14 protein-coding genes are annotated in these 19,268 nt (G+C 57.2%); 5 read left to right on the top strand and 9 right to left on the bottom strand.

Annotated features, from left to right (window positions below):
- Nucleotides 1-102 precede the first annotated feature (102 nt).
- The 8 genes from LOY43_RS15120 to LOY43_RS15085 all read right to left on the bottom strand — a co-directional run bounded on the left by LOY43_RS15120 (nucleotide 103) and on the right by LOY43_RS15085 (nucleotide 9,686).
- Entirely contained in the window at nucleotides 103-1,578 is a 1,476-nt protein-coding gene (locus LOY43_RS15120) for a mannitol dehydrogenase family protein (RefSeq protein ID WP_258708289.1), read from the bottom strand.
- A 15-nt stretch (nucleotides 1,579-1,593) separates the two neighbouring features.
- Nucleotides 1,594-2,697, bottom strand: coding sequence for an ABC transporter ATP-binding protein (locus LOY43_RS15115; RefSeq protein WP_258708288.1), 1,104 nt, complete (start codon nucleotides 2,695-2,697; stop codon nucleotides 1,594-1,596).
- Between the two features lie 126 nt (nucleotides 2,698-2,823).
- A complete protein-coding gene (locus LOY43_RS15110) occupies nucleotides 2,824-3,654 on the bottom strand; it encodes a carbohydrate ABC transporter permease (protein ID WP_034154211.1) in 831 nt (276 codons plus the stop codon).
- Between the two features lie 8 nt (nucleotides 3,655-3,662).
- Entirely contained in the window at nucleotides 3,663-4,589 is a 927-nt protein-coding gene (locus LOY43_RS15105; protein ID WP_258708287.1) for a carbohydrate ABC transporter permease, read from the bottom strand.
- A gap of 154 nt (nucleotides 4,590-4,743) precedes the next feature.
- Nucleotides 4,744-6,054, bottom strand: coding sequence for a sugar ABC transporter substrate-binding protein (locus LOY43_RS15100; RefSeq protein ID WP_095126073.1), 1,311 nt, complete (start codon nucleotides 6,052-6,054; stop codon nucleotides 4,744-4,746).
- A gap of 344 nt (nucleotides 6,055-6,398) precedes the next feature.
- Nucleotides 6,399-7,304 (bottom strand): AraC family transcriptional regulator, encoded by a 906-nt coding sequence (locus LOY43_RS15095; protein WP_095050859.1) that lies wholly within the window; start codon nucleotides 7,302-7,304, stop codon nucleotides 6,399-6,401.
- Nucleotides 7,305-7,372: 68 nt separating this feature from the next.
- Nucleotides 7,373-8,257, bottom strand: coding sequence for a phospholipase (locus tag LOY43_RS15090; RefSeq protein WP_095050858.1), 885 nt, complete (start codon nucleotides 8,255-8,257; stop codon nucleotides 7,373-7,375).
- A 103-nt stretch (nucleotides 8,258-8,360) separates the two neighbouring features.
- Entirely contained in the window at nucleotides 8,361-9,686 is a 1,326-nt protein-coding gene (locus tag LOY43_RS15085) for a glycosyltransferase (RefSeq protein ID WP_095050857.1), read from the bottom strand.
- A 271-nt stretch (nucleotides 9,687-9,957) separates the two neighbouring features.
- Here LOY43_RS15085 and LOY43_RS15080 point away from each other — a divergent pair, with 271 nt between their 5' ends.
- Nucleotides 9,958-12,297 carry a hypothetical protein gene (locus LOY43_RS15080; protein WP_093431248.1) on the top strand — a complete coding sequence of 780 codons (2,340 nt, stop codon included), beginning with the start codon at nucleotides 9,958-9,960 and terminating at the stop codon, nucleotides 12,295-12,297.
- 192 nt (nucleotides 12,298-12,489) lie between these two features.
- Here the strand turns inward: LOY43_RS15080 and LOY43_RS15075 are convergent, their stop codons facing one another.
- Entirely contained in the window at nucleotides 12,490-12,849 is a 360-nt protein-coding gene (locus LOY43_RS15075) for a response regulator (RefSeq protein WP_258708286.1), read from the bottom strand.
- 263 nt (nucleotides 12,850-13,112) lie between these two features.
- On the opposite strand from LOY43_RS15075, the gene LOY43_RS15070 reads away from it, so the two are divergent.
- Genes LOY43_RS15070 through LOY43_RS15055 form a run of 4 tightly spaced genes read left to right on the top strand, consistent with a single transcriptional unit; the run spans nucleotide 13,113 to nucleotide 19,235 of the window.
- A complete protein-coding gene (locus tag LOY43_RS15070) occupies nucleotides 13,113-16,604 on the top strand; it encodes a response regulator (RefSeq protein WP_258708285.1) in 3,492 nt (1,163 codons plus the stop codon).
- The gene (locus tag LOY43_RS15065) at nucleotides 16,604-17,437 is read left to right on the top strand and encodes a protein-glutamate O-methyltransferase CheR (protein ID WP_093431257.1); all 834 of its coding nucleotides are present in this window, start codon (nucleotides 16,604-16,606) and stop codon (nucleotides 17,435-17,437) included. The genes LOY43_RS15070 and LOY43_RS15065 overlap by 1 nt, the downstream gene beginning before the upstream one ends.
- The gene (locus LOY43_RS15060; protein ID WP_095050853.1) at nucleotides 17,434-18,027 is read left to right on the top strand and encodes a chemotaxis protein CheB; all 594 of its coding nucleotides are present in this window, start codon (nucleotides 17,434-17,436) and stop codon (nucleotides 18,025-18,027) included. The genes LOY43_RS15065 and LOY43_RS15060 overlap by 4 nt, the downstream gene beginning before the upstream one ends.
- The gene (locus LOY43_RS15055) at nucleotides 18,021-19,235 is read left to right on the top strand and encodes a hybrid sensor histidine kinase/response regulator (protein WP_258708284.1); all 1,215 of its coding nucleotides are present in this window, start codon (nucleotides 18,021-18,023) and stop codon (nucleotides 19,233-19,235) included. Before LOY43_RS15060 ends, LOY43_RS15055 begins: the two co-directional genes overlap by 7 nt.
- Nucleotides 19,236-19,268 lie beyond the last annotated feature (33 nt).

Below are 19,268 nucleotides of genomic sequence, written 5' to 3'. Positions count from 1 at the left end.
CCCACGCTCTGCGTGGGAATGCCTCATTGGACGCTCTGCGTCTGCTGTTGGATGGGACGCGGAGCGTCCCGGGCTGCATTCCCACGCAGAGCGTGGGAACGATCAGGCTGCGAGAATCTTTTCCAGCGTCCGCGTCACACCTTCTTCGCGCAAACTGTTGCAGCACCACTCAAACGCCGCGACAAACTCCGCCGAACGCGGTATCGCCGTGCCGAAAATCTCTTCGACCGCCAACAACCGCTGAGTGATTAAAGCATCGTCCGCCACCAACGCCTGACAAAACGCCGCGCGCGGATCAGGAATCGAATAGGTGTCACCATTCTCATCCACCCCCTTCAAATACAACGCCCACGCCGCCACCACCAACGCCGCACGTTTAGTCTCCTGCCCATCAGCAATCAAGCGGTTGATGGTAGGAATAGTGAACTTGGGAAACTTCGACGAGCCGTCCGAACACACTCGCTCCAACTGATCGGCAATCGCCTGATTGGAAAACCGCGCCACCAGCGTGTTTTTGTAATCCGTCAGATCAATGCCGGGCACCGGCGCCAGTTGCGGGGTCACGTCCAGATCCATATAAACGCGCATGTAGCGCACGAACAGCGGGTCGTTCATGGTCTCGTGAACAAACCGGTAACCCTTCAAAAAGCCCAGATAGGTCAGCGCCAGGTGGCTGCCGTTGAGCAGTTTGATTTTCATCTCTTCGTAGGGCGAAACATCGTCGGTGAACTGCACACCGACCTTTTCCCACGCCGGGCGGCCATTGACGAATTTATCCTCCAGCACCCATTGCACAAACGGCTCGCAGACCACCGGCCAAGCATCGTCGACGCCGTGTTTATCGGCCAGTTGCAGGCGATGCGCGGTGCTGGTCATCGGCGTGATGCGGTCGACCATGGCGTTGGGGAAACTGACGTTGGCGTCGATCCAGCTGCACAGATTGCTGTTACGCAGCGTGGCAAAGGCCAGCAGCGCCTTGCGGGTCACGGCGCCGTTGTGCGGCAGGTTATCGCAGGACATCACGGTAAATGCCGGAATGCCCGCCGCCCGGCGCTTTTCCAGGGCCGCACACAGGAAACCGAATACGGTTTTCGGTGCGTTCGGATGGGTAAGGTCATGCTGAATTTGCGGCAAGTGCGCCATGAACTCGCCGTTGCTGTCGTCGATGCAATAACCGCCCTCGGTGATGGTCAGCGAGACGATGCGGATTTGCGGATCGGCGAGTTTGTCGATCAATGCCTGAGCGCCGTCCTCGGCCAGCAGCATGTCGCGAATCGCGCCGATCACGCGGACTTCGGTGTCGTCGCTGTCGCCGAGTTCGAACAGCGTGAACAGGTAATCCTGCTCCTTGAGATCGTCGCGGGCGCGGCGGTCTTCGGCGCGCAGGCCGACGCCGCAAATCGCCCAGTCGAGCGCTTCGCCGGTGTTCATCAGGGCATCGGTGTAATACGCCTGATGTGCGCGATGGAAGCCGCCGACGCCGATGTGGGCGATGCCCTGGCGGGTCTCGCTGAGGCTGTAGGCCGGTAGTTGTACTTCGGCGGCCAGACGATGGAGATTCTGTTGGTTGAGTTTCATCGGGAATTCTCGAAGTCAGGCCGCAGCGCGCAGCGGACGGGTCAATGCGACACCTTGGGCATCGAATAAATGGCACTGAGCCGCGTCGAGGTGCAGGCTCAGTTGTTCACCGTAACGGCTGGCCAGATCACCGCGCACGCGCATGGTCAGGGCTTCGCCGGCGTTTGTGGTGACGTGGCAGAAGGTGTCGCTGCCCAGTCGTTCACTGACGTCGGCGGTGACTTGCAGGGAGCAGTCGCCCGGTTGCGCCAGTTCCAGATGTTCCGGGCGAATACCGAGGGTCACGGCACTGCCGACACTGAGGTTGGCGGCATTGAACGGCAGGGTGATGCGCGTACCGGCGTCCAGCGAGACTTCGCAGCTCTGGCCATCGACGCGGGCGATTTTACCTTTGAGGAAACCCATTTTCGGCGTGCCGAGGAACCCCGCGACGAACAGGTTCGCCGGGTTGTGATACAGGTCCAGTGGCGAGCCGACCTGTTCGATCTTGCCGCCATTGAGTACCACGACTTTGTCGGCCATGGTCATCGCTTCGACCTGATCGTGGGTCACGTAGATCATCGTCGCTTGCAGGTCTTTGTGCAGGCGCAGCAGTTCCAGGCGCATCTGCACGCGCAGCGCGGCGTCGAGGTTGGACAGCGGTTCGTCGAAGAGGAAGATTTTTGGATTACGCACGATGGCGCGACCGATCGCAACGCGCTGGCGCTGGCCACCGGAGAGCTGTTTTGGCTTGCGTTCAAGCATCGGCCCGAGTTCGAGAATCCGCGCCGCTTCGCCGACTTTCTTCTCGACTTCGGCTTTCGGCACGCCGGCCAGATCGAGGGCGAACGACATGTTCTTTTTCACGGTCATGTGCGGGTACAGCGCGTAGGTCTGGAACACCATCGCCAGATCGCGCTTGGCCGGGCTGACTTCGGTGATGTCACGGCCATCCAGTTCGATGGTGCCGTCGCTGACTTCTTCCAGACCGGCGATCAGGCGCAGCAGGGTGGATTTGCCGCAACCCGACGGGCCGACGAAGACCACGAATTCCTTGTCGTTCACTTCAAGGTCGATGCCTTTGATGATGGAGAAACCTTCGAAGCCTTTTTGCAGATTCTTGATTTTCAGGTTGGCCATGATGATGGGCCTCCGCATTGTTGTTTTTTTAAGATCAAAAGATCGCAGCCTGCGGCAGCTCCTACAGGAGGACGGCATGCTTTATGTAGGAGCTGCCGAAGGCTGCGATCTTTTGCTTTTCAATGTTCATTTCACGGCGCCGAACGAGAGGCCGCGCACCAGTTGCTTCTGGCTGATCCAGCCGAAGATCAGGATCGGCGCACATGCCAGGGTCGAGACCGCCGACAACTTGGCCCAGAACAAACCTTCCGGGCTTGAATACGAGGCGATCAGCGCAGTCAACGGCGCGGCCTTCGACGAGGTCAGGTTCAGTGACCAGAAGGCCTCGTTCCAGCACAGAATCAGCGACAGCAGCACGGTCGAGGCGAGGCCACCCTTGGCGATCGGCAGCAGCACGCGAACCATTTCCTGCCACAGCGTGGCGCCGTCGAGGCGGGCGGCTTCGAGGATGTCTTTGGGGATGTCCTTGAAGTAGGTGTAAACCATCCACACCACGATCGGCAGGTTGATCAGCGTGTAGATCACGATCAGTGCGATGCGCGTGTCGAGCAGGCCGAAGCTTTTCGCCAGCAAGTAGATTGGCATCAGCACGCCCACCGGCGGCAGCATCTTGGTCGAGAGCATCCACAGCAGCGTGCCTTTGGTGCGCTGGGTTTCGTAGAACGCCATCGAGTACGCCGCCGGCACCGCGATCAGCAGACAAAGGGCCGTAGCACTGAAAGAAATCACCACCGAGTTCCAGGCGAAACTGAAGTAATCGCTGCGCTCATTGATGTGCAGGTAGTTCTCCAGCGTCGGCGTGAAGATGAATTGCGGCGGCGTGGCGAACGCGTCGATTTCGGTTTTGAAACTGGTCATCACCATCCAGAAGATCGGGAAGAAAATCACGATCGCGATGGCCCAGGCCAGGGTGCCGAGCAGCAGGCTTTGCAGCCGGCGGGATTGTTGAAGAGTCATGGCAGGCCTCAGGCTTTGTCAGTCAGGTTTTTGCCGATCATCCGCACCAGAATGATCGCGGCGATGTTGGCGATGACCACGGCAATCAAGCCGCCCGCCGAGGCCATGCCGACGTCGAACTGCACCAGCGCCTGGTTGTAGATCAGGTAGGCGAGGTTGGTCGAGGCGTAGCCGGGGCCGCCGTTGGTGGTGGTGAAAATCTCGGCGAACACCGACAGCAGGAAGATCGTTTCGATCATCACCACCACGGCAATTGGTCGCGCCAGATGCGGCAGGGTCAGGTGCCAGAAGATTGCGACCGGCCCGGCGCCGTCAAGGCGTGCGGCTTCCTTCTGTTCCTGGTCGAGGGACTGCATGGCCGTCATCAGAATCAGGATCGCGAAGGGCAGCCATTGCCACGAAACAATGATGATGATCGACAGCAGCGGGTAGTGAGCGAGCCAATCCACCGGTTGCGCGCCGAACAGCTTCCAGACGTAAGCGAGGATCCCCGAGACCGGATGGAAAATCAGGTTCTTCCAGATCAACGCACCGACCGTGGGCATGATGAAGAACGGCGAAATCAGCATGACCCGGACGATGCCGCGACCGAGGAATTCGCTCGCTTCAAGCAACGCACTGATGAGTACGCCGAGCACCACGCTGATCAACAACACGCTGCCGACCAGCAGCAAGGTGTTGGTCGCACCGGGCATGAAACCCGAATCTGTCAGGAAGTATGTGAAGTTCTCCAACCCCACGAACTGGTTTTCACCGGGGTAGAGCAGGTTGTAGCGGATCATCGAGAAGTAAATGGTCATGCCCAGCGGCACGATCATCCACAGCAGCAACAGGGCCACCGAAGGGCTGACCAGAAACCAGCCGGGATTGCGTACGCGGACTTTGCGCGCAGGCTGCGACAGGTCGATGTGGGCTTTGGCAGTTGAAGTATTCATGGCGATCACAACCGAGTCATACAGACCTATGGAGATCTAATGTAGGAGTGAGCCTGCTCGCGATGGCGGTGTGTCAGTCACCGTCTGTTTCAGATTGAAAACCGCCATCGCGAGCAGGCTCACTCCTACAAAAGGCAGGAGCGAGCTTTGCGGGTTACTTGGGATAACCGGCGCGCTTCATCTCGCGTTCAGTGGTTTGCTGTGCAGCAGCCAAGGCTTGATCCACCGTGGTCTGGCCGATCAGCGCCGCCGAGAACAGCTTGCCGACCTGCGTCCCCACTGCCTGGAACTCAGGAATGGTCACCAGTTGAATGCCGATGTACGGCACCGGTTTTAGCGTTGGCTTGCTCGGGTCAGCCGCTTTCAGCGATTCGAGCGTGACCTTGGCAAACGGCGCGGCGCTCATGTAGGCATCGCTGTAGGTCGAGGCGCGGGTGCCTGGCGGTACGTTGGCGATGCCGTCAGTTTTGGCCACCAGTTCGCCATATTCTTTGGAGGTTGCCCAGGCGCTGAATTGCTTCGCGGCGTCTTTGGCTTTGGAACTGGTCGGAATCGCCAGCGCCCACGAGTACAGCCAGGCCGAGCCTTTGTCAGTCACTTGATGCGGGGCGAAGGTGAAGCCGACGTGATCGGCAACCTTGCTCTGGGTCTTGTCGGTGACGAACGAGCCGGCGACGCTGGCATCGACCCACATCGCGCATTTGCCGCTGTTGAACAGTGCGAGGTTTTCGTTGAAACCGTTGCTGGAAGCGCCCGGCGGGCCGGATTTCTTCATGGTGTCGACATAGAAGTTCAGCGCGTTTTTCCACTCAGGGCCGCTGAATTCCGGTTTCCACTGCTCATCGAACCAGCGCGCGCCATAGGCGTTGGCGACGGTGGTGATCAGCGCCATGTTCTCGCCCCAGCCGGCCTTGCCGCGCAGGCAGATGCCGTACTGTTCCTTGTCCTTTTTCGTGAGCTTTTCGGCGAAACCGGCAATCTCTTCCCAGGTCGGACGCTCGGGCATGGTCAGGCCGGCATCCTTGAACAGGTCGGTGCGGTAATAGGTGATCGAACTTTCCGCGTAGAACGGCAGGGCGTACAGCGAACCCTTGACCGACAGGCCTTCACGCACCGACGGGAACACATCGTCGAGGGCGTAACTGGCCGGCAGATCCTTCATCGGTTCGAGCCAGCCTTTGGCGCCCCACAGTGCCGCTTCGTACATGCCGATGGTCAACACGTCGAACTGACCGCCCTGAGTGGCGATGTCGGTGGTCAGGCGTTGGCGCAGGACGTTTTCTTCGAGCACCACCCAGTTGAGCTTGATGTCCGGATGCTCGGTCTCGAAGGTTTTCGAGAGCTTTTGCATGCGGATCATGTCGCTGTTGTTGACGGTGGCGATGGTCAGGGTCTGGGCGCCAAGGCTGACGCTGCTGAGGGTCATGCAGGTGAGGGCAAGCAGAGCTTTTGCAGTCGGTTGCATCGTGCACTCCTTTTCTGCACCCGGAGGGTTACAGAAGGACAGTTATTGTTTTTGTGTCTTCCTGTGCAGGAAGAATGTGCGCTGATTACAGCCTTCAATCGCAGGACTGACAAATCATCCCTAGCACTTTTATCGATACTTTTTTGCACTGGGCATTTGTGGGGCGAACGCAGGGCAGGGCTTTTCAGCGAGGGGGCGCTATCGAATGCGTACAGGTTTCAGGACGCCACATAGCATCTGTAGGAGTGAGCCTGCTCGCGATGGCGTCGTGTCAGCTTGCAATTTTGTTAGCTGATACACCGCTATCGCGAGCAGGCTCACTCCTACAGGGGAAAGTTGTTTTGTCAGTGATGGTTTTGTTCAGTCAGGCGCTGCACGGCGAGCCGTCGGTAATGCGAGGGCGTCATACCCTTGAGCTGCTGAAAGCGCCGATTGAAGTTGGAAATATTGTTGAATCCGGACTCGAAACACACGTCGGTCACCGGTTTGTCGCCATCAGCCAGCAATTCGCAAGACTTGCTGATACGCAGCCGATTGACGAACTCGATGAAATTGCGCCCGGTGGCCTGTTTGAATACGCGACTGAAATAGGTCGGCGTCATGCCCAGGTGCTCGGCGACTTCTTCCAGCGAAATGTCGCGGGCGTAATGACTGAAGATGTAATCGACGGCCCGGTTGGTGCGATCGATATTGTGTTCGTCGGCCAGTTGCGGGGTGGTGGCGCCGGACAACAGCTGGAAATCATCACTGGCGGCCAGCAGCTCCATCAGGATAAAAAAGTGCCCGAGGCGGGTGATGCCCTTACTGTCGGCAATGCGCTGCATCAGCGTCATGGCCTGGCGGATCGTGCGCTTGCAGCGAAATTCGATGCCGTACTGCGCGCGCTCCAGCAAGGGCGCCAGGGTTTTCAGTTCGGCGAACACTTGGTGGCCACTCTCGAACAACTCGTCAGTGAAGTTCACCAGCATGTCACGCTTCTCCACGACCTCGTCTTCGGCCACCTGACTGATCCAGTTATGCGGCAGGTTGGGGCCGGTGAGAAACAGGGTTTCGGGGTAAAAGTTGCCGATGTAGTCGCCGATGAACACCTTGCCTGAGCTGGCCACGATCAAGTGCAGTTCGTATTCCTTGTGGAAATGCCAGCGCACCAGTGGGCACGGAAAACCGTGCTGGCGGTAGATGATGGACAACCCGTTATGGTCATCCATCAACTCGTACGAGGGGTCGGTCACGCGGGCGGTTCGGGTCATGGCCTGAGTACTTTTTCATGATCGCCAGGTGATCATGCCTCGTTTGCCGTGTGGTGCGCCAGCCTCGTTCAAGCCGGCTGTTGGTGGAGGGGCATTCTGGACTTCTCGATGGCTTTCTCCACATTGGCCTGTTGGCAAAAAAACACCACTTTCGAATTTTTAATGAAGTCGAAGTTAATGATATTGCACTTTTTTGCCCAGTCTGATTTTACGGGATCAAACCAGTTGTCCAGATTATTGAGAATACGCAAAGGGCCGCTGGCGATATAACAAGTTGCGCTCAGAGACCAAGGACGCAAGTGGCTGATGGAAGTGCCCATGACTTCTTTTATATAGCCGTGCAACTGGTGGGTGGTCACCAAGGTCTGGTTGATCCATTTATGATTGATTTGTGCCTGGAACCGGCTGTCTCGGGTTTCCCATGTCATCGGCGCGGCAACCAGGACTCGCTGTAGTCGGCTGACTTTTTTAAGTTGGCCTAGTGTCAGGTGGCGGTTTTCGGCAGGAATCATGTGTTGGCCAAAATGCTCGAGCATCAACTGTTTGAATTCAGCGTGGTTGAATTGCGCGTTGCCATTTGTCAATTCGTGGAAGTCAAGAATGATGAACTCATCGAAGCTGCGCTCAAGAAATGCCTTGACGTCGCGGATCAGATCGCCGAGATGGCGCGAAGATGTAAAGCCGTTGTGCTGGAAGCGAAATCTCTCAAGCCCTTGTGCCTGAGCGTCGTACAGCAGGCGTACATCAAGTGCCCGGGAGCCGCGATTGAGTTGCGCATAAAAGGGGATGTCCTGGCATGCCAGCCAGAGGCTCCCGGGAAGCTGAGCGTAGGAGGCTTCCAGGTCGCAGCCTGCATTGTGTGTGCCCGGTAAGGTCAACTCATTGAGAGACAAGTTATCAATCTGTGGTGTGTTGACCATCCATTGATGGGGTTGGAAATCATGAAAGTTCATGGTGTATATCCTGCGTGGATAGTGATTTAAAGTTATATGAGTGCGCGCGCAGGATGTTTATAGAGTCAAGTTCGTATTTGGCCAATCGCTGTTTGAATGCAAGTTATGTAGAGGCCCGGTTTAAGTCTTGGTTTGCTGTGGTGTTGCGGTTTTTTGCTTCAATCCATTGCGCCATATATTGAGTGCTTTTGTGCGCGTGATGGCGCAGCATGCTGCCGGTGAAGTTGTTGTTTCTGAGTGTTTGCAAGTGCTGCTGGCAGTGCCGAAGTTTCTCAATAAGTGCCGGTCCGTGTATCGCTTGTTGGTAGCGCTCGGTGAGTAGCTGGGTTCCCGCCAGACAAGCTTCTTGCCAACGCGCCTCGTCCTTGTAAAGCGCCACGGCAGTGTTGGCGAGCTCGATTGCGCTGTTTGAAATGGAACCGGGCCAAGTGTGATCACCCTGCATTGCCTCAGCACCAACCGGCGTCGTGACGCTGGGTGTACCGCACAGCATGGCGTCGACCAGTTTGCCCTTGATCCCGGCACCAAAGCGCAAAGGCGCCAGGCACACCCGCGCAGCAGACATCACCTGCAACGCATCTTCGGCCCAGTTCATGATGTGGAAGCCTTCGCTGGCGTTATGCAGCGCCGTGGCTTTGGGCGGCGTGTAGGCGCCGTAGATATGCAATTGGGCCTGGGGCAACTGTTGGCGAATCAGCGGCCAGATGGTGCTCTTCATCCACAGCACGGCATCCCAGTTGGGCGCATGGCGGAAGTTGCCGATGCTCAAGAAGTTCGCCCGTTCTGCAAATGCTACCGGCTCAGCCGTCGGCGGGTCGATCATCAGCGGGCACCAGTGCAGCAATTGCCGAGGCAAGCCGAACTGCTCGATCAGCAGTTCGATTTCCACTTCGGAGATCATCAGGTTCAGATCGCAACGATACAACGCGGCAATTTCGCGTCTGGCCAGATCGCTCTCGGCCATCAGTTCGAACTCGTCGCGCAAGGCCGGGGCAAATACATCACTGAAATCATTCTGGTCCGGATTTACCTTGAGGCGAGACTTGAGCCGTTGGTGGCGCGCATGCCGCAGACTTTGCAGGTCGGAAGTTTCCAGCACGCGCAGTGCCTGAGGGCATTGTTTTTCAACCCGCCAGCCGAACTGTTCTTCCATCATGAACTGGTCAAACAACACAATGTCCGGCGCCAGTTCACTGATGAAGTGGTCAAAGCTGCTGTTGTTGAGTTCGATGGCCACTTCGCAGATGCCGAGTGCAGCAAGATCTGCTTTGTGCTCGCCGGGGCCGGCCGGGCTGCTGAAGGTAATGTCCCAGCCTTGTTGCAGGAAGGTTTCGAGGATCTGCATGACGTGCCCGCTCGCCGCTGAGGAGCGCGGTTCTGGCCAGACGTATCCGATGACCAGGACTTTGGTGGCGGGAGGCTGAATCATGCGAGTTTTTCCTGTGCAGCAAACGAGGGATGCGATGAAGGCGCAATTAAACCATGGCAGGGGCGGTATTTAACACTGTTATCAATATGCTTGGGCTTTACGGTAAAAATGCAGGTGAGAGGGTTGTTCTGCTATTGATTAATGTAATTGTTGTGCAAGATTTGCTAATGGTTATTAGCTTTATAAGTGTGCGGCAGTATTGATAGTTTCGCTTGCGCCACAGTCGTTGAAAGATGCGGTCCGCGTTTTAGTATTGTGCGCAGGAGACTATATGAACAATCAACTATCCGGGCTTTATGCCGGCTCCGAAGAATCGTTATTGTGGTTGCTGGACCCTTTGGCAGATGCCGATGAGACGCCAGTATTGTCGAGGGCGAGAAACGCCAGTTCGGTCTTGTCGTCAGGGGATGTCGTGGAAGGCGTCAATGTAAAAGAGCTGGCTCAGGAGATACTGCAAGGGTGTGCCGCAGTTATGGATGAGGTGAGTTTTGATCCTGCTCATTTCATTCGCGAGCGTATTGATGAAACTGTATTGGAAATTGTCATTGAAGACGATGTTCGCAAGCGTATTCAGCATGATTCCGCTGTCAGCGTTAAGTATTACGAGTTGGAAGCGCCCAAGCGCAGCGACTCGCTCCAAGGAGAGAAAAAAGCGGTTGTCTGGAAAGAAAAAGCATTCACTCTCGCAGAAATCTGCACTGACTATCACGTGCGTGTTCTCAAAGGACTCTATGGAGTGACCATACAGTGGCCTTCCTATTATCCGCAGAAACTCAGGGAGGTGTTCAATGATGCGGATTATCAAGAGGACTTTAAACAGTATGTAAAAGATAACTTGCGATCGCCTGCGGTTAGCGCATTTGGCCGCTTATTGAAAAAAACAGAGCTGAACAAGTTGGTCGTGGAATTCATCAAGAGTGGTGATCGCTCCCTGGATGATCAAGTCATCGCTTTCGAGTATCTCAAAGGCATGATTCCACCACGCTTGCTTAACTTGCACAGCGATCCTGATTTGAATGTAGATAACGCTGTTTTTATCGGACGAAGCAATCTGGACCGTGGCCTGGTGTTTTTCCTGGGGGAAGACAGTGCGGCCTTCGAGTTTCCCGCCGGACATGATGCCCGTGGGCGTTTTGTTGAAAATAACCAAGACTTCCAGAAGCGCCTGCTCAAGCGCGTGCCGTTACGCGATCAACAGAAACCGTATGTTCGTGATTTCAAATATCGCGGCGCAGAATTTCCCGTGTTCGTCACCCGTGCCAACTACCGGGAATTGGTATTTCGATCCAGTTCGGATATCGGTCAGGATTTGTTCGATCGTCAAATCGCGCGGGCACTTGCCGACATCGATACGCTCGTTTCAACGGAAGCCGAACGCTGGACCGATTTTGCATTGGAGGCGGCCGGTTATCTCCTGCAATGTGTTGCGTTTGCCGCCTCGTTGCCTTACGGCGGAACGGCGGCATTCGCGTCTGCTCCGATTCGCATGCTGATTCCTTTTCTCCTGGGACTCGGGGCTTCCGCGACCGATTTGATTCGTGCAGAGATATCGGATGATCCTTCCGAGACCGAGCGGTTGCGGATCAACGCCGCGATCGGTTTGCTGGCCGAACTTGCAGGCCCGATAGCCGAAAGGCTGATCGGCAAGACATTGTCGCTTGCGCTCAAGAGAGACGTGGGGCGCCGGGTGCTCCAGGCGCTCAAAAACAGCAATCGGCCTTCGGTCTTTCGCCGCTCGGCGACACGGCTGCGTCAACAGTTGGCGAGCACGACAGGAAAAGAGATTCCAGACGCAGCCAAAGGCTTGCTAGTTGCCGGTTATCTCGCCGAGTTGTCAGGCGGCCCGAACGTAGCGCAAAAGCTGGCAACGGAGACGCGGGTCATCCGCTTGTCCGGTCCCGAAAAGGGCTTTGTTTATCAGGGGTTCGTCTTTCGGGGAGACATGCGAGACCCTTCACTCATCTTTCAGAAGGGATTTACCCAGCGCGCACCGATCAAGCACCTCGATCAGATCAACGGTTTGAAGGGGGGATATGGCGGCGCTCATGACGCACTCAGTCCTGATGGCGCGGGTATTTCCACCTCGGCATTCTATAAAAAGGACGGGGCGGGAGCCTTTGTCTATGGGGGACAGAAGGGTGGATTTACCTATTTCATCGACGCACGGCAAGTGGAAGGCTTTCATTTATACGCCAACACCGAACTGGCTTTTCGCCCCAACTCAGGCTTGAAAACCCTGCCACCGCTGGAGATCAATTATGGCGTTGACCTACCACCGGGTCTGATTCTGGGCGCCTATGACCCGGCCGGCAACTTCATCGCCAATCCCAAAGCGATCAATCGGGCCATTGCGGCGAGTGAAATCAACCCGCTGGCGGGAGCGGGCCGGGATGTGGGCAACAAATTACGTCAGCCATTTGCTGACGGAGAGTTGTTGTCCCCCGTCGATTTCGGCAACGAAGCGCTGAACGCGCAGGAAGCGCTTGTGATGGCGGCTCAGTCTGCGTCGGAGGGCATGCGACCTGCGACAGGGAAGGTTGATAGCAGTGATATCAGTGCCTTCCGGGAGCGGCAGAACGCTAAACGAGATCGCTTGAACGCGAGAAACTGACACCTCAGGAAACCTCTGCCAGTTCGCGGTAAAGTATTTTGCCGATGAAAAAATGGCAATCGTGCGCCGGACTGGCATCCATGGGCTCGACAAAAACGAGTGTTGCGGGTGCACTGGCAACGGCTGAGGTAAGCAAATATCAATATGCAGAAGTCGCACAAAGCTATTCCGTGAGCGATACGCTTGATGTACCTATTGAAGAATGCTTTTGACTTTGTCGCGTAATTGATCGATGGAAAATGGCTTGCCGATTACGTGCATGTCAGCAGGGGCGTCAATGTTTTCGGCATAACCACTGGCAAACAGAATCGGCAGGGCGGGGCGCAGTTTTCGTGCTTCGCCTGCCAGTTCGCGGCCATCCATGCCAGGCAAACCGACATCGGTCATCATCAGGTCAACCTCTTTGGTGGCGTCCTGGAGAACCTCCAGAGCCTGTTCGCTCCCATCTGCTTCGAGCACCTTGAACTCCAGCTCCTCCAGCACATCGACGATCAGCATGCGCACGATGTCGTCGTCTTCTACGACAAGGATGGTGGGGGCGGGGGTAGACATATTAAGGCTCTCGAAAGTCAGTTCAGGGTCGCCGGTCGATCAAAAGTGCCGGGCTCTTTCATCAGTAAGTGGCGCAGTGCCACAAGTTCCCTGCCCGAGACAAAAAAAGCATAGCCGCAGACGGGGCCGCAAGGATAACTGTTCAAGGCTGTAAAGGTGCTGGTGCATGTAGGAATTTGCAGCGAAACGTGTGAGAAAAATGGATCCACGCCGTCGTTTTGGGGCAAACTGCCGGTTTTTCAACAGTTCGACAAGGCTGCCCCATGTCCTCTCCGTCTACGGTTGATGAGCAACGGTTTCGCAAACTCCTGAGTCGCAACATCAGTCTGCCTTTGGGCGTCGGTGTGCTCAGTGCCGTGTTCTTTGTGTCGCTGATCACTTATCTGCTGTCAGTAATCCAGTGGGTGGAGCACACCGACCGGGTGATCAATAACGCCAACGAAGCGGTGAAGCTGACCGTGGACCTTGAAACCGGCATGCGTGGTTTCCTGCTCAGCGGCGACGAGCATTTCCTCGATCCGTACGAAACGGCCAAGCCGCGCATCGCGGTGGCGCTCAATACCTTGCTCGAATTGACTGCCGACAACCCGGTGCAAACCGATCGTCTGCGCCGTCTGCAAGCTTTGCAGGTTGAGTGGTCCAATTACGCCCAGTCGATGATCGATCTGCAGCGCTCCAGTGGCGATTACCGGGGCGCGGTCAAGGCCGGACGCGGCAAACGCCTGACGGACGAGATCCGCAAGCAATTCGAAGACGTTATCGAGACCGAACAGGTCCTGCGCACCACGCGTAATGAAGACGTGCGCCGCACCACGATCTGGAGCATCAGCCTCTATCTGGTGTTCATTGCCGGTATCAGTGGCTTGCTGGCCTATATCGGCCGGCGTGATCTGGTCAACCTGTCGACCAACTACAGCGCCAACCTTGCCGCCCAACAAGCCAGTGCCGAACGTCTCGAGCAGCAGGCGTGGTTGCGCAATGGTCAGACCGAACTGGCCGAGCAGGTGCTGGGGCAACTGACACTGAATTTGCTGGGGCGCAATATTCTGCAATTCTGCGCGCAATACCTCGGCACCGCCGTGGCCGCACTGTATGTGCGTGAAGAACACGGCGGCCTCAAGCGTGTGGCCACTTACGGTTTCTCCCGCGAGCAGGAAGAACAAGATCAGTCGATCTACAGCGGCGAAGGCATTGTTGGCCAAGTGGCGCAGCAGGCGCGGTTGATCCGTCTGGATTCGGTACCGTCGGACTACTTCAAAGTCAGCTCCGGGCTGGGCGAGGGCTTGCCGCACAGTGTGCTGGTGGTGCCGACCAGTGATGACGACCGCGTCAATGGCGTGATCGAACTGGGTTTCCTGCGTCCGCTCTCGGATCGCGATATCGAACTGCTGGAACTGATTGCCGGCAATATCGGCACCTCCATCGAAGCCGCGCGCTACCGTCAGCGTTTGCAGGAAGTGCTGGCGGAAACCCAGCAACTCAACGAAGAGTTGCAGGTGCAGCAGGAAGAGTTGAAAACCGCCAACGAAGAACTGGAAGAGCAGTCGCGGATTCTCAAGGAATCCCAGGCGCATCTGGAAACCCAGCAAGTCGAACTGGAACAGACCAACGAGCAACTTGCCGAACAGGCGCAGACGCTGGCCGAACAACGCGACGCCATGGATCTGAAAAACACCGAACTCAATCAGGCTCAGGTACAACTCGAAGAGCGCGCCGAAGAGCTTCAACGCTCGAGCAAGTACAAGTCCGAATTCCTCGCCAACATGTCCCACGAACTGCGCACGCCGCTGAACAGTTCGCTGATTCTGGCCAAGTTGCTCGCGGAGAACCCACAGGACAACCTCAGCGCCGAACAGGTCAAGTTTGCCGAGTCGATTTACTCCGCCGGCAACGATCTGCTCAACCTGATCAACGACATTCTGGACATCTCCAAGGTCGAGGCGGGCAAGCTCGAAGTGATTCCGGAGAACACCAGCGTGGCGCGTCTGGCCGATGGTCTGCGCAGCGTGTTCGAACCTTTGGCGGCAGACAAACAGCTGACCTTCAGCGTCGATGTGCAACCTGGCGCACCGGGCATGCTCTACACCGACCGTCAGCGGCTGGAGCAGGTGATCAAGAACCTGCTGTCCAACGCCGTGAAGTTCACCGAGAAGGGCGCGGTCAGCCTGACCGTCGCTGGCCAGCCGGATGATCGGGTCGCGTTCATCGTGCGCGATTCGGGTATCGGCATCGCCGCCGACCAGCAGGAAAGCATTTTCGAAGCCTTCCGCCAGGCCGACGGCACCACCAACCGCAAGTACGGCGGCACCGGTCTGGGCCTGTCGATTTCGCGGGATCTGGCGACCTTGCTTGGCGGTTCGATCAGCGTCAGCAGCACACCGGGGCAGGGCAGTGTGTTCACATTGCTGTTGCCGCAGCAGTTCAACGAGTCCAATGAAGTTGCGTTCGCACCGTTGACCTTTACCCCGCCAGCGGCGGTGGCCAGCGCGCCACTGGCGCCGGTTGTTTCGCCGTTGGCGCCGGTGCATATTCCGCGCTTCGCCGATGACCGCAACAAGGCTCCATTCGCCACGCGCTGCATTCTGGTGGTGGAAGACGAGCCGAACTTTGCGCACATCCTCTACGATCTGGCGCATGAACTGGGCTATCAGTGCCTGGTGGCCCATGGCGCGGACGAAGGTTACGACCTCGCCAAAGAGTTCGTGCCGGACGCGATCCTGCTCGACATGCGCCTGCCGGATCACTCCGGCCTCACCGTGCTGCAACGCCTGAAGGAACACGCCGGAACCCGGCACATCCCGGTGCATGTGATTTCCGTCGAGGACCGTGTCGAAGCGGCAATGCACATGGGCGCGATCGGCTATGCGGTCAAACCGACCACCCGCGAAGAGCTCAAGGACGTGTTCGCCCGTCTCGAAGCCAAGCTGACCCAAAAGGTCAAACGCGTGCTGTTGGTCGAGGACGACGATTTGCAGCGCGAAAGCATTGCCCGTCTGATCGGTGACGAAGACATCGAAATCACCGCCGTCGGCCTCGCGCAGGATGCTCTGGAGCTGCTGCGCACGACGATCTACGACTGCATGGTGATCGACCTGAAGTTGCCGGACATGCTCGGCAATGACCTGCTCAAGCGCATGTCCACCGAAGACATCTGCTCGTTCCCGCCGGTTATCGTCTACACCGGGCGCAACCTGACCCGCGATGAAGAGGCCGAACTGCGCAAGTACTCGCGCTCGATCATCATCAAGGGCGCACGTTCGCCAGAGCGCTTGCTGGACGAGGTCACACTCTTTCTGCACAAAGTCGAATCGCAGTTGTCCCATGAACGGCAGAAGATGCTCAAGACCGCGCGCAGCCGCGACAAGGTCTTCGAGGGTCGCAAAGTGCTGTTGGTGGACGACGATGTGCGTAACATTTTCGCCCTCACCAGCGCCCTGGAGACCAAAGGCGCAGTCGTGGTCATCGGCCGTAACGGGCGTGAGGCGATTGAAAGACTCAATGAGGTCGAGGACATCGATCTGGTGTTGATGGACGTGATGATGCCGGAAATGGATGGTTTTGAAGCCACCATTGAAATCCGCAAGGATCCGCGCTGGCGCAAGTTGCCGATCATCGCGGTGACGGCCAAGGCCATGAAAGACGATCAGGAGCGCTGCCTGCAGGCGGGTGCCAATGATTACCTGGCCAAGCCTATCGACCTGGATCGCCTGTTCTCGCTGATTCGCGTGTGGTTACCAAAAATGGAACGCATTTAGTGGAACGCAGTACGCCAGCCGAACGAAACAGTGAAATCGAACTGCGCTTGTTGATTGAGGCGATCTACCTCAAGTACAGCTACGATTTTCGCGATTACTCCGGCGCTTCGATCAAGCGCCGGGTGCAGCACGCGCTGAGCCAGTTCGAGTGCGCGACCATTTCGGCATTGCAGGAAAAGGTTCTGCATGACCCGACAGCGTTCATGCAGTTGCTGCAATTGCTGACGATTCCGGTCAGCGAGATGTTTCGTGACCCGTCGCACTTCCTCGCGATCCGCCGGGAAGTGGTGCCGCTGCTGCGCACTTATCCGTCGATCAAGATCTGGATCGCCGGGTGCAGCACGGGCGAGGAGGTCTATTCGATGGCGATTCTGTTGCGCGAGGAAGGCCTGCTTGATCGCACGATCATCTATGCCACCGATATCAACCCACGCTCGCTGGACAAGGCCAAGCAGGGGATTTTCTCGATGGAGAATGTTCGTGCGTACACCGCCAACTATCAGCAAGCTGGTGGCCAGCGCTCGTTTGCCGACTACTACACTGCAGCGTACGGTTACGCGATTTTCGACAAGAGCCTGTGTGAGAACGTGACCTTCGCCGACCACAGTCTGGCGACGGACAGCGTGTTCTCCGAAACTCAATTGATTTCCTGTCGCAACGTACTGATTTACTTCAACAAGAAACTTCAGGACCGCGCCTTTGGTCTGTTTCATGAATCGCTGTGCCACCGCGGCTTTCTAGTACTGGGCAGCAAGGAAACGCTGGATTTCTCCGGTTACGCGAATCAGTTCGAAGCGCTGGTCAAACAAGAACGGATCTACCGCAAAACATGAACGAGGCCGTGGATTTACCTCGCGTCGACGCAATAGTGGTCGGAGCTTCCGCCGGTGGCGTCGAGGCGCTGCTGAGCCTGCTCGGACCGCTACGCCGAGGCTACAGGTTGCCGATCATTGTGGTCCTGCACCTGCCCGAAGAGCGCCGCAGCCAATTGGCCGAGGTCTTCTCCCGGCGTGTGGAGATGCCGGTGCACGAGGCTGCCGACAAACAGGATATCGTTGCCGGCAACGTGTATTTCGCCACGCCGGGTTATCACCTGTCGGTGGAGCAGGATCGCAGCCTCTCGTTGAGCCTCGAGGAGCGCGTGCATTATTCACGGCCATCGATCGACTATCTGTTTGAATCGGCCGCCGACGCCTACGGTTCTTCCTTGGCCGCTGTACTGCTGACCGGCGCCAATCACGATGGCGCGCGCGGGTTGGCCGAGGTCAAGCGCTGCGGCGGTTTGACCATCGTCCAGGACCCCGAAGACGCGCAAGTCGCCACCATGCCCTTGGCTGCATTGAAGATTCAGCAGCCGGATCATGTCCTACCCATTCACGGCATCGGCCGTCTGCTTGTCGAGCTGGAACGAATCGCATGCTGAGTAATATCCAAGCCAAACTGCTGATCGTCGACGATCTGCCGGAGAACCTGCTGGCGCTCGAAGCGCTGATCAAGCGCGAAGACCGTACCGTCTATAAAGCTCTATCGGCGGATGAAGCGCTGTCGTTGTTGCTGCAACATGAGTTCGCCATGGCCATCCTCGACGTGCAGATGCCGGGCATGAATGGCTTCGAACTCGCCGAGTTGATGCGTGGTACCGAGAAAACCAAGAATATCCCGATCATTTTCGTCAGCGCCGCCGGCCGTGAACTGAATTATGCGTTCAAGGGTTACGAGAGCGGGGCGGTGGACTTTCTGCACAAGCCGCTGGATATCCATGCGGTCAAAAGCAAGGTCAATGTCTTCGTCGATCTGTACCGCCAGAGCAAAGCGCTCAAGCAACAGCTCGAAGCCCTGGAGCAGGCCCGTCGCGAGCAGGAAGCGCTGCTGCAACAACTGCAGAACACCCAGCTGGAGCTGGAGCAGGCCGTGCGCATGCGTGATGACTTCATGTCCATCGTTGCCCACGAAGTGCGGACGCCGCTCAACGGCCTGATCCTCGAAACCCAGTTGCGCAAGATGCACTTGGCTCGGGACAACGCTGCGGCGTTTACCCTCGACAAGATGCACGCCATGGTCGACCGCGATGAGCGGCAGATCAAAAGCCTGATCCGCCTGATCGAAGACATGCTCGACGTGTCGCGCATTCGCACCGGCAAATTGTCGATCCGACCGAGTCGTTTCGATCTGGTGCAACTGGTCAGCAACCTGCTGCAAAACTTTGCGCAACAGATCGAAGCCGCTGAAACCGAAGTGTCGTTTACCGCGCCAGTACCGGTGGAAGGCCATTGGGACGAGTTCCGCATCGAGCAGGTAGTCACCAATCTGCTGACTAACGCTCTGCGTTACGGCGGTCGCAGTCCGATCGAGGTGCGGGTTTACTGTGAAGGTGATGAAGCGCGGATCGAGGTGCAGGACCGTGGCATCGGCATCAGCCAGGACAACCAGAAGCGTATTTTTCAACAGTTCGAACGGGTTTCCGCCAAGACGGTAGTGGCCGGGCTCGGGCTGGGTCTGTTCATTTCCGAGCAGATCGTCGCCGCCCATGGCGGCTCCATCGTCGTCGAGAGTGAAATCAACGAAGGCGCCCTGTTTCGCGTTTGTCTGCCAATCCAGGAAAACGGCAAATCCGACGCAACCTCTGAGTGACCACACGGTCGTATCAGCAGCTATTGACCGAAC

Origin of the sequence: Pseudomonas sp. B21-041, from assembly GCF_024748675.1 — a bacterium.
Classification (GTDB): Bacteria; Pseudomonadota; Gammaproteobacteria; order Pseudomonadales; family Pseudomonadaceae; genus Aquipseudomonas; species Aquipseudomonas neuropathica.
The sequence above is the reverse complement of the archived record's forward strand: the minus strand, read 5'-3'. Positions and strand labels throughout refer to the sequence as shown.